15 protein-coding genes are annotated in these 13454 nt (G+C 72.5%); 4 read left to right on the top strand and 11 right to left on the bottom strand.

What is annotated here, in order from left to right:
- Position 1: 1 nt before the first annotated feature.
- The gene (locus ACIQFZ_RS02040; protein WP_365424509.1) at positions 2 to 1135 is read left to right on the top strand and encodes an Mrp/NBP35 family ATP-binding protein; all 1134 of its coding nucleotides are present in this window, start codon (positions 2 to 4) and stop codon (positions 1133 to 1135) included.
- Positions 1136 to 1249: 114 nt separating this feature from the next.
- On the opposite strand, the gene ACIQFZ_RS02035 is transcribed toward ACIQFZ_RS02040, so the two are convergent.
- From ACIQFZ_RS02035 to sigE, 5 genes are all read right to left on the bottom strand, one after another.
- Positions 1250 to 1921 carry a hypothetical protein gene (locus ACIQFZ_RS02035; protein ID WP_365424507.1) on the bottom strand — a complete coding sequence of 224 codons (672 nt, stop codon included), beginning with the start codon at positions 1919 to 1921 and terminating at the stop codon, positions 1250 to 1252.
- 203 nt (positions 1922 to 2124) lie between these two features.
- Positions 2125 to 2598, bottom strand: a complete 474-nt coding sequence (locus ACIQFZ_RS02030) for a sec-independent translocase (protein WP_365773892.1) — start codon at positions 2596 to 2598, stop codon at positions 2125 to 2127.
- A gap of 177 nt (positions 2599 to 2775) precedes the next feature.
- Positions 2776 to 4827, bottom strand: coding sequence for a trypsin-like peptidase domain-containing protein (locus ACIQFZ_RS02025; RefSeq protein WP_402690457.1), 2052 nt, complete (start codon positions 4825 to 4827; stop codon positions 2776 to 2778).
- Between the two features lie 341 nt (positions 4828 to 5168).
- Positions 5169 to 6122, bottom strand: a complete 954-nt coding sequence (locus tag ACIQFZ_RS02020; RefSeq protein WP_365434919.1) for a zf-HC2 domain-containing protein — start codon at positions 6120 to 6122, stop codon at positions 5169 to 5171.
- Positions 6119 to 6820 carry an RNA polymerase sigma factor SigE gene (gene sigE / locus ACIQFZ_RS02015; RefSeq protein ID WP_383056997.1) on the bottom strand — a complete coding sequence of 234 codons (702 nt, stop codon included), beginning with the start codon at positions 6818 to 6820 and terminating at the stop codon, positions 6119 to 6121. Before sigE ends, ACIQFZ_RS02020 begins: the two co-directional genes overlap by 4 nt.
- A gap of 246 nt (positions 6821 to 7066) precedes the next feature.
- Here sigE and ACIQFZ_RS02010 point away from each other — a divergent pair, with 246 nt between their 5' ends.
- Positions 7067 to 7765: an O-methyltransferase gene (locus ACIQFZ_RS02010; protein WP_365434922.1), complete on the top strand. Its 699-nt coding sequence runs from the start codon at positions 7067 to 7069 to the stop codon at positions 7763 to 7765.
- Positions 7766 to 7864: 99 nt separating this feature from the next.
- On the opposite strand, the gene ACIQFZ_RS02005 is transcribed toward ACIQFZ_RS02010, so the two are convergent.
- A complete protein-coding gene (locus ACIQFZ_RS02005; RefSeq protein ID WP_003966491.1) occupies positions 7865 to 8032 on the bottom strand; it encodes a DUF3117 domain-containing protein in 168 nt (55 codons plus the stop codon).
- Between the two features lie 163 nt (positions 8033 to 8195).
- Entirely contained in the window at positions 8196 to 8360 is a 165-nt protein-coding gene (locus ACIQFZ_RS02000; RefSeq protein ID WP_365434916.1) for a hypothetical protein, read from the bottom strand.
- Positions 8361 to 8434: 74 nt separating this feature from the next.
- On the opposite strand from ACIQFZ_RS02000, the gene ACIQFZ_RS01995 reads away from it, so the two are divergent.
- Positions 8435 to 9238 carry an enoyl-CoA hydratase-related protein gene (locus tag ACIQFZ_RS01995; RefSeq protein ID WP_365434913.1) on the top strand — a complete coding sequence of 268 codons (804 nt, stop codon included), beginning with the start codon at positions 8435 to 8437 and terminating at the stop codon, positions 9236 to 9238.
- A gap of 38 nt (positions 9239 to 9276) precedes the next feature.
- Here the strand turns inward: ACIQFZ_RS01995 and ACIQFZ_RS01990 are convergent, their stop codons facing one another.
- Together ACIQFZ_RS01990 and ACIQFZ_RS01985 are read right to left on the bottom strand one after the other, a co-directional pair.
- Positions 9277 to 9861 carry a DNA-3-methyladenine glycosylase I gene (locus ACIQFZ_RS01990; RefSeq protein ID WP_365774128.1) on the bottom strand — a complete coding sequence of 195 codons (585 nt, stop codon included), beginning with the start codon at positions 9859 to 9861 and terminating at the stop codon, positions 9277 to 9279.
- A gap of 11 nt (positions 9862 to 9872) precedes the next feature.
- Entirely contained in the window at positions 9873 to 10226 is a 354-nt protein-coding gene (locus ACIQFZ_RS01985; RefSeq protein WP_365433811.1) for a DivIVA domain-containing protein, read from the bottom strand.
- 174 nt (positions 10227 to 10400) lie between these two features.
- Between ACIQFZ_RS01985 and folP the strand changes: the two genes are divergently transcribed.
- Positions 10401 to 11261 carry a dihydropteroate synthase gene (gene folP / locus ACIQFZ_RS01980; RefSeq protein ID WP_365774112.1) on the top strand — a complete coding sequence of 287 codons (861 nt, stop codon included), beginning with the start codon at positions 10401 to 10403 and terminating at the stop codon, positions 11259 to 11261.
- A gap of 78 nt (positions 11262 to 11339) precedes the next feature.
- Here the strand turns inward: folP and ACIQFZ_RS01975 are convergent, their stop codons facing one another.
- Complete coding sequence (locus ACIQFZ_RS01975) at positions 11340 to 12098, bottom strand: TIGR00730 family Rossman fold protein (protein WP_361426326.1); 759 nt, start codon at positions 12096 to 12098, stop codon at positions 11340 to 11342.
- A 154-nt stretch (positions 12099 to 12252) separates the two neighbouring features.
- On the bottom strand, positions 12253 to 13332 hold the full coding sequence (gene dapE / locus ACIQFZ_RS01970) for a succinyl-diaminopimelate desuccinylase (RefSeq protein WP_365433805.1): 1080 nt from the start codon (positions 13330 to 13332) through the stop codon (positions 12253 to 12255).
- Positions 13333 to 13454 lie beyond the last annotated feature (122 nt).

The following is a 13454-nucleotide window of genomic DNA, read 5'->3' as shown; positions in this document are numbered from 1 at the left end:
TATGGCTACGGAAGACGCGGTGCGCGCAGCTCTGGCGACGGTTGACGATCCCGAGATCCACCGGCCCATCACCGAGCTCGGCATGGTCAAATCAGTGGAGATCGGCGCGGACGGAGCGGTCGCGGTCACCGTCTACCTGACGGTCTCCGGCTGCCCGATGCGCGAGACGATCACCCAGCGGGTGACCGACGCCGTCTCCCGCGTCGAGGGCGTCACCCGGGTCGACGTCACGCTCGACGTGATGAGCGACGAGCAGCGCCGGGAACTGACGACCGCACTGCGCGGCGGCCAGGCCGAGCGCGAGGTCCCCTTCGCCAAGCCCGGCAGCCTCACCCGCGTCTACGCCGTCGCCTCCGGCAAGGGCGGCGTCGGCAAGTCCTCGGTGACGGTGAACCTGGCGGCGGCGCTGGCGGCCGACGGTCTGAAGGTGGGCGTGGTCGACGCCGACATCTACGGCCACAGCGTGCCGCGGATGCTGGGCGCGGACGGCCGCCCGACCCAGGTCGAGAACATGATCATGCCGCCGTCGGCGAACGGCGTGAAGGTCATCTCCATCGGCATGTTCACCCCGGGCAACGCGCCGGTCGTCTGGCGCGGACCGATGCTGCACCGCGCGCTCCAGCAGTTCCTGGCGGACGTGTACTGGGGCGACCTGGACGTCCTCCTCCTGGACCTGCCGCCCGGCACCGGCGACATCGCGATCTCCGTGGCCCAACTGGTGCCGAACGCCGAGATCCTGGTGGTGACGACGCCTCAGCAGGCGGCGGCCGAGGTGGCCGAGCGGGCGGGCTCCATCGCCGTGCAGACCCACCAGAAGATCGTCGGCGTGGTCGAGAACATGTCCGGCCTGCCCTGCCCGCACTGCGACGAGATGGTCGACGTCTTCGGCACGGGCGGCGGCCAGGCGGTCGCCGAGGGCCTGACCCGCACCACCGGTGCCACGGTCCCGGTGCTCGGCTCCATCCCGATCGACGTCCGCCTGCGCGAGGGCGGCGACGAGGGCAAGCCGGTCGTCCTGACCGACCCGGACTCCCCCGCGGGCTCGGCCCTGCGGGCGATCGCCGACAAGCTCGCGGGCCGGCAGCGGGGCCTCGCGGGTCTGTCGCTGGGGATCACCCCGAGGAACAAGTTCTAGGCCGTACGGGGGCCGTGGCGGCCCGTACCGCCCGCACGGCGACAGGGGCGCCGTCCCGCGAGGACGGCGCCCCTTCGTACTGTGTCCGCCGTGTACGCCGTGTGCCGCGTGGTGTCAGGCGTACGCGTTGATGTCCTTGATCATGGCGAAGCCGAGCCCGTACGCGCTCATGCCCCTGCCGTACGCCCCCACGTGGACGCCCTGGGAGGTGGAACCGGCGAGTACCCAGCCGAACTCCGACTCCCGGTAGTAGAACGGCGTCGGGACGCCGTCCACGGGCAGGGAGAGCATGGACCACTCCGGGCCGGACAGGTCGTCGGCCAGCTCCCACGCGGTCTCCGTCTGCTGCTCCAGCCAGTCGTCCCGCAGGGTGTGGTCCACCTGCCCGGGCCAGGTGAAGGACAGCAGGCCCACCGCGGCCAGCCAGGCCGCCGAGGAGACCGAGGTGGCCTCCAGCTGGCCCGTGCCGTCGGCGAGGCGCCGTACGGGTTGGGCGGCGACGGTGACGACTACCGCGAACCTCTCCTTGGACTCGTCCGGCGATCCGGACACGGACTCGTTGCGTACGGACGGCTCGTCGCCGTGCCCGGTCGAACCGTGTTCCACGGAACCGTCGGCCGAAGTGCCGACCTGCATCAGCCAGCGCGGCCCCGTGAAGGCCTCGTCGAGGCCGTACCAGGGAAAGGGCGCCAGCAGGTAACCGTCGGCCGTGCGCCGGGCGAAGGGGGACTGTTGTCCACCCTCCGCGGCCGGCGCCTGCGCGCCTGCCCGACTTGTCGTCTCCATGTGCCCGGTGGCCTCCTCGCTCTCGTCGAACCGGGGTGTCCCGCCCCCCTTCGGGCGTACTCGTCCGGTCCGCACAACGACTCGGCAGCATATCCATCCCGCTTCGGGCAACCGGGAAACCTCTCGGCGCGTGGGTCGCGGGTACGGCCGTTTCACGCCGCGCACGGGCCGTGCGCGGCGTGAGACGCGTCACATGGGACGGGTCAGGTGGCGTCCGCGTCGAAGGGCGGGCGCTCGTCCTGAGCAGGGGTCTCGGACTTCTTGGTCATGTCGATCCGGCCGCCGGCCGAACCCGAGGAACCCGAAGAACCCGCGGAGCCCGAAGACGACGTGGAGGACGCCGAGGAGTCGTACTCGTTGCCGTTCACCGCGTCCGTGACCTCGGCCATCTCCTTCTTCAGGTCGAAGCCGTTGCGGATCTCCTGCAGCCCCAGGTCGTCGTTGTCCAGCTGCTTGCGGATGAACGTCTTGGGGTTGAGGTCCTCGAACTCGAAGTCCTTGAATTCCGGGCCGAGTTCGCTGCGGATGTCCTGCTTGGCGCTCTCCGAGAACTCACGGATCTTCCGGATCGTGCGTGTCACGTCCTGGATGACCTTCGGGAGCTTTTCGGGACCGAACACGAGCACGGCCACGATGATGATCGTCAGCAGCTCGAGCGGTCCTATGTCATTGAACACCTGAAGCTCCTTGCGATGTCCTCGGTCCTCGGCCCTCGGGTGGTCCGGTCTGTGTGGGGCTGTCCGTGGTCCGGGCCGGATCCACGGTACCCGGCCAACGTGCCCCACCGGTACCGCCCCGAGGTGTCGGACTGCGTGTACACGACGGGTTTTCCGGCTTGTTGCGCACGTTTTGTGTCAGTTGCTGTTCGAGGACCCGAGTACCAGGGAAACCTTCCGTGTCTTTCCGTCGCGTTCGACGGTCAGCTCCAGACGGTCGCCGGGGCGGTGGGCGCGTGTCTTCACGATCAACTCCTCGCCCGAGTGGACGCGCTGCCCGTCCACCGCGGTGATGACGTCTCCGGCCCTGATGCCCGCCTTGGCACCGGGACCGCCGGAGGTGACCGGCGGTCCGCCGTCCCGGCCCTTGGCGCCGACCCTGGCTCCGTCGCCGGGGTAGTTCATGTCCAGGGTCACCCCGATCACCGGGTGGCTGGCCTTGCCGTGGTTGATCAGTTCCTCGGCGACGCGCCTGGCCTGGTTGACGGGGATGGCGAAGCCCAGGCCGATGGAACCGGCCTGGCCGGTCTGCAGGTCGGAGCCGGTGTCCGCGGAGCGGATGGCGGAGTTGATGCCGACGACCCGGCCGCGGGCGTCGAGGAGGGGGCCGCCGGAGTTGCCCGGGTTGATCGGCGCGTCGGTCTGGAGGGCGTCGACGTAGGACACGTCGCTGCCGTCGCCCTTCTCACCGCCGGCCGTGATGGGGCGCTCCTTGGCGCTGATGATGCCGGAGGTGACGGTGTTGGCCAGGTCGAACGGCGCGCCGATGGCCACGACCGGGTCGCCCACCTGCACGTTGTCGGAGTTGCCGAGCGGGATGGGGGTCAGTCCGCGCACGCCGCGGACCTGGACCACGGCGAGGTCGTATCCGGCGTCCCGGCCGATGATCCTGGCCTTGGCGGTCTGGCCGCCGCTGAAGGTCACCGATATGTCGCCGCCGGAGGCGGCGTTCTCCACGACGTGGTTGTTGGTGAGGACGTGGCCGAGGCGGTCGAGCACGAACCCGGTGCCGGTGCCCTGCTCGCCGGAGCCGCTGACATGCAGCGTCACCACGCTGGGCAGGGCCCGCGCGGCGATCCCGGCGACGCTGTCCGGGGCGCGCCCGACGGGCTCCTTCCCGGCCTGCGGCAGCTCCACGGTGCCCACGCCGCCGTTGCGCTCGAGGTACGCCCCGGCCAGCCCGCCGAGCGCTCCGGACACCAGCGCGAGCACCACGGCCCCGCTCACCAGCGCCCGTGTGACCCGCCGGTGCCGCTGCTCGACGCTGAGCACGCCGACCCCGCTCTGCTGCAACGGCGCGGCGACCTGGCCACCGGCCCAGGGGTCGTAACGCCCCCAGGGGTCGGCGGGGCCGGCACCGGGGTGGGTCTCGGCAGCGCCGGGGGCGGGCATGCCGTGCCCGTCACCCACTGCCTGGGCGGGCACACCGTGCGACGGGTCGCCCCCGAGCGGGGTTCCTTGCGGCACGCCCGCCGGCATGGCGTCCGCGGGCGGCGCCTCCTGCGGTGCGGCGGCCGGGGCCTGCGGCTGCGAGGGGAGGCCGGGCGCGGGGTGCGTGGGAGCCGGGGCGGCCGGCTGGGGCGCCGGGTGCGCCGAACCATACGGCTGGGCGTCTGCGGCGGGCGAGCCGTGGGGGGCGGGTGCAGGGGTGCCGGAGGAGAGGGCGGGTGTGCCCTGGGCGGGCGTCACCGCCGGGTGCTGCACGGGCGGGGCGGGAGCCCAGGGACCGGGCTCGCCGTACGGAGGGGTGCTGTAGGGATCGGGATCGTGCAACGGCCTGGGCCGCTCGCCGGATCCGACGGAGGCGTCAACGGCCCCGGACGGCCCCTCCAGGGGCCGGCTGGCACCCATCTCTGCGGACGCCCCGGGCCCGGCGGGAGTCACCGGCGCGGCGGGTACGGCAGGCTCGGCAGGCGCAGCGGGTGCGGCAAGCTCGCCGGGCACCCCAGGCTTGGCAGGTGCGGCGGGTGCCGCAGCGGGTGCAGCAGGCTCGCCGGGCGCCGCGGGCACGGCAGGTGTGGCAAGCGTGGCGGGCGCAGCCGACGCTGCCGGTGCCGCCGATGCGTGGTCCGATTCGGCGGCAAGGGCGGACGGCGCGTCCTCCGCCCCGGTGGACGCCGGGAGAGGCCGAGCGAGTTCGAAGTCGCCCGTGTCGGGGGCGGCGCCGGAGGCCTGGAACGGGCGGTCCAGTTCGTAGTCACCGTGTGCGTCGGCGCGTGCGGGGGCCGCGCCCTGCGGCTCCTCGACCGGCCCACCGGCTGCCGCACCCTGGGCGGACGTCCCGGCCGCGTCGACGGCCGGGACGGGATCGGACGTGCCCTCCGGCCGGTCGTCCGGAGGGACTGCGCGGCTCCACCACTTCAGGCGGGCGGACTTCGTGGGCTTGCCCTCGTTCATGTTCTCCCCACAGCGGGTCGCGGCACGGCTCGTCGTTCGGTGGCCGTGCGTCGTCGACTCCGCGCCCCGACCGGTGTCATGGGCGCGACCACTCTGGATTCAACCAGGTTCCCGGGCCGGGGCGCAGGGACCGGTCAGTGCGCGGTGCGGGAGGAAGCGGTGGGAGAGGGTGTGGCGAGCAGGCCCGGGGTCGTGAGTCCCGGGTCGGCGGACCACGAGGTCAGGGAGATCGGCGGGGTCGCGGTGAGCGGACGTATCAACGGCGACATGACGGCCGCGCCGGCGACCACCGGGGTGGTCAGCGGGTGCATCACGTTCTCCGTCTGCCCGCCGGGAGGCACGGCCCCCGGCAGCAGCGGTGCGGCCGGCGGCGCCGAGGCCGCCTGCGCCGAGCCCGACGACCGCTGCCCCTGGCCCGACTGCGGCGCGGCCGACTGGCGGCGCCGCGCGGTGTCGGCGGCCGACGCCGCGCCCGAACCCGCCGTGCGCGCCGGAGTCACGTTGCTGCCGGTCCCGGAGCCGCGCGCCTCCGCCGCGGTGTCACCCGCCGAGCCGGTGGTCACCCCGCCCAGGGCGACCGCGGCCAGCGACACGGCCCCGGCGGCGACGAACGCGAACCGCAGCCCTCTCAAGGCGGACCGCTCGCTGTCGGGACGGCCGACGGGGTGGATCCGGAAGCCGCGATCCTCGGCGGGGACGGCGGGATGCGGCCGGGCCGGCACATACCCGAACTCGAACTGCTCGCCGCGCTCCACCCCGAACACCCCGGAGCCTGAGGACAGCCCTCCGGGCAGCCCTCCGCCGCCCAGCGGCGAACCACCACCGCCACTGCCGGTACCACCCCCCGGGAGGCCCTGGAGGCGGGCCAGGAAGCTCTCGGAGGGAGGCGGTGGGGCCGCCTGGGCGAAGACGTTCTTCAAACGGCGCTGTGCGTCGACCTCCGCCTTGCACTTCGGGCAGGTGGCCACGTGCGCCAGGACACGCTCACGCGTGTCGTGACCGAGCTCGCCGTCCACGAGGGCGGCGAGCCGGTCTCCCAGATGCTGTTCCGCGAGGCGCCCCGCGGGGTTCGGTCGTGATCCACTCACGCGGTCGCGCCCCCTCCCCCCAGCGCGGGGACCGGGGCCACGAAGCCGCGGCGCTCGGCCCGGGCCTGCGGCGAGCGGTGCGCAAGGGCCTTGCGCAGCTGCGAACGGCCGCGGTGGATGCGGGAGCGCACCGTGCCGAGCTTGACGCCCAGGGTCGCGGCGATCTCCTCGTACGACAGTCCTTCGATGTCGCACAGGACGACGGCGGCACGGAACTCGGGCGCGAGGGTGTCCAGGGCCTGCTGGACGTCCGCGTCGAAGTGCGCGTCGTTGAAGAGCTGCTGCGGAGTGGGCTCCTTGCTGGGCAGCCGCTCGGCCGCGTCGTCGCCGAGCGCGTCGAAGCGGATGCGCTGCTTGCGGCGGACCATGTCCAGGAAGAGGTTCGTGGTGATGCGGTGCAGCCAGCCCTCGAACGTGCCCGGGGTGTAGGTCGACAGGGAGCGGAAGACGCGGACGAAGACCTCCTGGGTGAGATCCTCGGCGTCGTGCTGGTTGCCGGTGAGGCGGTAGGCCAGGCGGTAGACACGGCCGCTGTGCGTGCTGACGATCTCCTCCCAGGTGGGCGGAGTCCACGCCTGCCCGTCCGCGTCGGTCGAGAAGGTCGCGGTCTGGGTGGATTCGGCGATGTGGCTCACGTCAGCAGCGGTGTTGGTCACGGATTTCGGCCTGCCCGCCGATCCGAGAAAGCGCCGTAGCACTCCTCCCCGATCCTCAGGCGCGGCCGCACCTCCCCTGTCGGCTCTGGTGGTGTCCAGTGGAGCCCCTACCATAGCCACCTCGCCCGTTAGCTCCGGATAAGCAGTTTTACGAGAATTTGACACGTGCTGGCACGGCTGGTGCGACTGCGTCAGCACTTGCTCGGTGTCCCGATCCATCCCATACCCCCCGTCCACGCCGTCCTCGCGCCCCGTGTCGCATCCTCACCCCATCAAACGACCGGTCCCATCTGCGGGTTCCCGGCCCCAACGGATACAGTCACGCCCAGGCAACCACGGGGACAGGAGAGGGTCATTACCGGCAACCGGCAGACGAGCTGGGCGTTCGCCGACGCCTATGTCGCCGAGGACGACGCGCTGCGCTGGGCCCGTGAGCGGGCCCGTGAGGCAGGGCTGCGCTCGGTGTCGCCCGGCGCGGGCGCCGCGCTGCGGTTGCTGGCCGCCACCGTGGACGCCAAGGCGGTCGCGGAGATCGGCACCGGCACCGGGGTCTCCGGGATCCACCTGTTGCACGGCATGCGGCCGGACGGGGTGCTGACCACCGTCGATCCCGAGCCGGAGCACCAGCAGTTCGCCCGCCAGGCGTTCCGCGCCGCGGGCTTCGCCGGCAACCGCGCCCGCTTCATCCCCGGCCGCGCCCTGGACGTGCTGCCCCGGCTCGCGGACGCGGGATACGACCTCGTGTTCTGCGACGGCGACCGGCAGGAGTTCCCCGAATACCTCGCTGAATCGTTGCGCCTGCTGCGCCCGGGAGGCCTCGTCGCCTTCGAGGGTGTCTTCGCGCACGGGCGGACGGTGGACTCCGGACCGCAGCCGACGGAGGTCGTGCGGCTGCGGGAGCTGCTGCGCACGGTGCGCGAGAGCCCCGACCTGACGCCTTCCCTGCTGCCGGTGGGCGACGGACTGCTGTGCGCCGTCAAACGCTGAGCGCTCGCGTCACCCGCGTGTCGCGCGACCCCGCACAAACAGCGACCCCGACACCGCGTACGATGCCGGGGCTACTGAAAGGGTATGGCCGCTTCCGCGTCAGCCGACGACCTTCTTGAGGGCGTCGCCGAGCGCGTCGGCCTCGTCAGGGGTCAACTCGACGACGAGCCGACCGCCGCCTTCGAGCGGAACGCGCATGACGATGCCCCGCCCCTCCTTGGTCACCTCGAGCGGGCCATCACCCGTCCGCGGCTTCATGGCCGCCATGCTCGTTCCCCTTCCTGAAACCCAGCTCATCGTCAAAGCCGACGGCCCACCGAAAGGGCACGCGCGCGATCCCTGCCCCAGAACGGCACAGGACACGCGACACCGGCATCGAACACATTGCTTCCAAGCCATTATCCCGCATCCCAGGACCCGATGACCAACATCAGTTGGCATCGCTTGGGCAACGCGCGCGAGCAAAACCACTCAATTCGGCGATGTGGCTGCGATACTGCGCCCCCACGCCTTCGTGCGCCCGCCGCGGACGCGCCGGAATTCTTTGACGCAGGTCACATGCCAGGTCCGCGACCCGGCCGGTGATCTCCGTCATGCTGTCCTCGGACCAGGACCGACCATGACGTACCGAGTGGTACGTCATCGAGGCGACACCGGAGGGGATGTCCCATGGCCGACACCGTGCTCTACGAGGTGAGCGACGGGCTCGCGACGATCACGCTGAACCGCCCCGAGGCGATGAACGCGCTGAACGTCGCCGCCAAGGTGGCCCTCCGGGACGCGGCCCGGGAGGCGGCGGACGACGGCGCCGTGCGGGCGGTGCTGCTCACCGCCGCCGGGGACCGGGCGTTCTGCGTGGGCCAGGACCTCAAGGAGCACATCGGGCTGCTGGCCGCCGACCGGGAGTCCGGGTCGGGGCAGACCATGAGCACCGTGCGGGAGCACTACAACCCGATCGTGCGGGCGCTGGCGGGGGCGCGGAAGCCTGTGGTCGCCGCCGTGAACGGGGTCGCCGCCGGGGCGGGCTTCGGCTTCGCGCTCGCCGCCGACTACCGGATCGTGGCGGACACGGCGTCCTTCAACACCTCGTTCGCGGGCGTCGCGCTCACCGGGGACTCGGGGATCTCGTGGACCCTGTCTCGGGTGGTGGGGCCGTCCCGCGCCACCGACCTGCTGCTCTTCCCGCGCCGCATCACCGCCCAGGAGGCGCACGAACTGGGCATCGCGAACCGGGTCGTGCCGGCCGCCGACCTGCGGGCCGAGGCCGAGAGGACGGCGCGGGCGCTGGCCGCGGGGCCGACGGTGGCGTACGCGGCACTGAAGGAGGCGGTGGCCTTCGGACTGACGCACTCCCTGGAGGAGACCCTCCAGAAGGAGGACGAACTCCAGACCCGGGCAGGGCAGTCCGAGGACCACGCGATCGCCGTCCAGGCGTTCGTCGACAAGGAGAAGCCGAAGTACCTGGGCCGCTGACCGCGGCGTAGGCGGCGCGTCGCCCCTGACCCGGCCGGTCAGGGGCGACGCGCCACGCAGTCCGCGAGGTGGTCGTCGACCAGGCCGCACGCCTGCATCAGGGCGTACGCGGTCGTCGGGCCGACGAAGCGCAGACCGCGCTTCTTCAGGGCCTTCGACAGGGCCGTGGACTCGGGGGTGACGGCCGGGACGTCGGAGAGGGTCCTGGGTACCGGACGGGTGGCGGGGTCCGGGGCGTGGGACCAGATGAGGGCGTCCAGCTCGCCCGGGGACCAGTCGGCGATCACGCGCGCGTTGGCCAGCGTCGCGTCGATCTTGGCGCGGTTGCGGATGATGCCCGGGTCGGCGAGCAGCCGCTCGCGGTCGGCGTCGGTGAAGTCCGCCACCGCCGCGATCTTGAAGTCGGCGAAGGCGGAGCGGAAGCCGGCGCGGCGGCGCAGGATGGTGATCCAGGACAGGCCGGACTGGAAGGCCTCCAGGGCGAGGCGTTCGTAGAGCGCGTCGTCGCCGTGGACCGGGCGGCCCCACTCCTCGTCGTGGTAGGCCACGTAATCCGCCGTGGACAGGGCCCACGGGCAGCGCAGGGCGCCGTCCGGGCCGGCGATCGCTGCACCCGGCGTCATGGTCTCGTCCGTCACCGCTGGTCCTCCGGATCGGGCTTGGTCAGGTGGACGTGGGCGGCGGCGCGGGCACCGGCCAGCGCGGACTCCAGGTCGGCGATCCGCGCGTCGCGCTCGGCGAGTTCGGCGCCGAGACGGCCGAGCGCGTCGTCGACGTCCGCCATGCGGTAGCCCCGGACGGTCATCGGGAAGCGGAGGCTCTCCACGTCCGCGCGGTCCACCGGGCGGTCCGGTGGCAGCGGATCCAGGAGCCGCTCGGGCGCCGCCTCGGGCAGCGGTCCGGTTCCCTCGCCGCCGCCCACCACCGCGAGGGTCACCGCGGCGACCACGACGGCGAGCGCGACGACCAGGAAGAAGAACATAACCATCGCTGGGGTCCCCACGGAGTCTGTCGTAAGTGTCAGGGTCCGATCGTGCCATGCGAGGCTGACGGTTAGGGTCGCAGACGGCCGAAGACCGGGAAAGGCCGGGGAAGACCGGCAGGACCGGGGAAGACCGGGGAAGACCGGGAAGACCCGGAAGAAGAGGAGAGGTCACAGGGGATGCTCAGGCTGGGCAGGCGCGCATTCGACGCGCACGAGCCGGTGATCATGGCGATCGTCAACCGGACCCCGGACTCCTTCTACGACCAGGGGTCGACGTTCCGTGACGAGCCGGCCCTCGCGCGCGTGGAGCAGGCGGTCGCCGAGGGGGCCGCGATCATCGACATCGGCGGGGTGAAGGCCGGGCCCGGCGACGAGGTGACGGCCGAGGAGGAGGCCCGGCGGACGGTCGGCTTCGTGGCCGAGGTACGGCGCCGGTTCCCGGACGTGGTCATCAGCGTCGACACCTGGCGGGCCGACGTCGGCGAGGCCGTGTGCGAGGCGGGTGCCGACCTGCTGAACGACGCGTGGGGCGGGGTGGACCCGCGGCTCGCCGAGGTCGCGGCGCGCTACGGCACCGGCCTGGTCTGCACGCACGCCGGCGGCGCGGAGCCGCGGACACGGCCGCACCGGGTGACGTACGACGACGTCATGGCCGACATCCTCCGGGTGACCGTGGGGCTGGCCGAGCGGGCGGTGGCGCTCGGCGTGCCCCGGGAGTCGGTGATCATCGACCCCGGGCACGACTTCGGCAAGAACACGCGGCACAGCCTGGAGGCGACCCGGCGGCTGGGCGAGATGGTCGCGACCGGGTGGCCGGTGCTGGTGTCGCTGTCCAACAAGGACTTCGTGGGCGAGACGCTGGACAAGCCGGTGAAGGAGCGACTGGTGGGGACGCTGGCGACGACGGCTGTCTCGGCGTGGCTGGGGGCCCAGGTGTACCGGGTGCACGAGGTCGCCGAGACGCGGCAGGTGCTGGACATGGTGGCGTCCATCGCGGGGCACCGGCCGCCGGCGGTGGCCCGGCGCGGGCTGGCGTAGGGCTTTCCCGACGACAGCGCTCCGGCGGGGCCGGTGGGGCCGGGCGCACAGTGCCCCGCGCCCCGCCGTACGGGCGCGCTAGCGGCCCGCCTCCTTCGACATCAGGGCCACCGCCTCCGTCACGTCGTCCGTGACGTGGAACAGGGTGAGGTCGGCCTGGGCCGCCTTGCCCTGGGCGATCAGGGTGTTCTGCAGCCAGTCGACCAGTCCGCCCCAGTACGCGGTGCCGAAGAGGACGATCGGGAAGCGGGTGACCTTCTGGGTCTGCACGAGGGTCAGGGCCTCGAAGAGCTCGTCCAGGGTGCCGAGGCCGCCGGGCAGGACGACGAAGCCCTCCGCGTACTTCACGAACATCATCTTGCGGACGAAGAAGTAGCGGAAGTTGAGGCCGATGTCGACATAGGCGTTCAGGCCCTGCTCGAAGGGCAGTTCGATGCCCAGGCCCACCGAGACGCCGCCGGCCTCCAGCGCGCCCTTGTTCGCCGCCTCCATCGCGCCCGGGCCGCCGCCCGTGATCACCGCGAAGCCCGCCTCGACCAGGCCCCGGCCGAGGCGCACCCCGGCGTCGTACTCCGGCGAGTCCACCGCCGTCCGTGCGGAGCCGAACACGCTGATGGCAGGCGGGAGTTCGGCGAGCGTGCCGAAGCCCTCGATGAACTCCGACTGGATGCGCAGGACGCGCCAGGGGTCCGTGTGGACCCAGTCCGTGGGAGCGCGCTCGTCCAGCAACCGCTGGTCCGTGGTGCTTGCCTGGACCTGGCCACGCCGCCGGAGGACCGGCCCGAGGCGCTGCTCCTCCGGTGGCTGCTTCTTGCCCTCGGGGTTGCCTGTTGGCATGTGCGCTCCCTCCGTGTGCGTGACGTTCCACCTCAGCGTAGATCCACGGGGGTTACGAGAGGGGGACGTCGGTATGTCCGCCGTGAAGCGCCGTGCGGACGCCCGTGGCGGCGGTCGGACACCCGTGACGGCGGTCCGACGTTCGTGACGGCGGTCAGTCCGTCAGCCAGTCCCGCAGCCGCTCCTCGCCCGCGAGGATCTTGGCCGTCTCCACCCGCTCGTCACGCTTGTGCGCCAAGTGGGGGTTGCCGGGGCCGTAGTTGACGGCGGGGATGCCCAGCGCCGAGAAGCGCGAGACGTCCGTCCAGCCGTACTTCGGGCGCGCGGTGCCGCCGACCGCCTCGATGAACGCGGCCGCGGCCGGGTGGTTCAGCCCCGGCAGGGCGCCGCCGCTGTGGTCGTCGATCACGAACTCCTCCACCCCGCAGTCCGCGAACACCTCGCGGACGTGGGCGACGGCCTCCTCCTCGGTGCGGTCCGGGGCGTAGCGGAAGTTGACCGTGACCACGCACTCGTCGGGGATGACGTTGCCCGCCACCCCGCCCAAGACACCGACCGCGTTGAGGCCCTCGCGGTACTCCAGGCCGTCGATGACCGGATAGCGGGGCTGGTACTCGGCGAGCCGCCGCAGGATCGGCGCGGCGGCGTGGATGGCGTTGGAGCCCATCCAGCCGCGCGCCGAGTGGGCCCGCTCGCCCTTGGTCCTCAGCAGCACCCGCAGGGTGCCCTGGCAGCCGCCCTCGACCTCGCCGTCGGAGGGTTCGAGCAGCACGGCGAAGTCGCCGGCCAGCCACTCCGGGTGCGCCTCGGCGACGTGCTTGAGGCCGTTCAGCTCGGCGGCGACCTCCTCGTTGTCGTAGAAGACGAAGGTCAGGTCGCGGTTGGGGGCGGGGACCGTGGCCGCGATGCGCAGCTGGACCGCCACGCCGGACTTCATGTCGCAGGTGCCGCAGCCCCACAGGACGCCGTCCTCGTCGAGCCGCGAGGGGACGTTTCCGGCGATCGGGACCGTGTCGATGTGGCCGGCCAGGATCACCCGCTGCGCGCGCCCGAGGTTCGTGCGGGCCACGACGTTGTTGCCGAAGCGGTCGACCGTCAGGTGCGGCAGGGCACGCAGGGCGCCCTCGATCGCGTCGGCGAGCGGCTTCTCGGTGCCGCTCTCCGAGGGGAAGTCGACGAGTCGCGCGGTCAGGCGCGCGGCGTCCAGCGTGAGGTCAAGCGGGTTATCGGCCATGCGGTCGACCCTAACGCGGCGAACCGCCCGTACGTCCCCGCGCGTTGTCCACACCTGCCTCATGCGCCCCGGCAGCCTCCAGTACCTTGTAGGCGTGCCGCACCCTCCCCCCTCTTCCAAGC

It is taken from the genome of Streptomyces sp. NPDC093064 (genome assembly GCF_044754605.1).
Taxonomy (GTDB): Bacteria; Actinomycetota; Actinomycetes; order Streptomycetales; family Streptomycetaceae; genus Streptomyces.
Note: the sequence above shows the minus strand (reverse complement) of the source record. Positions and strands in the feature narration are given on the sequence as shown.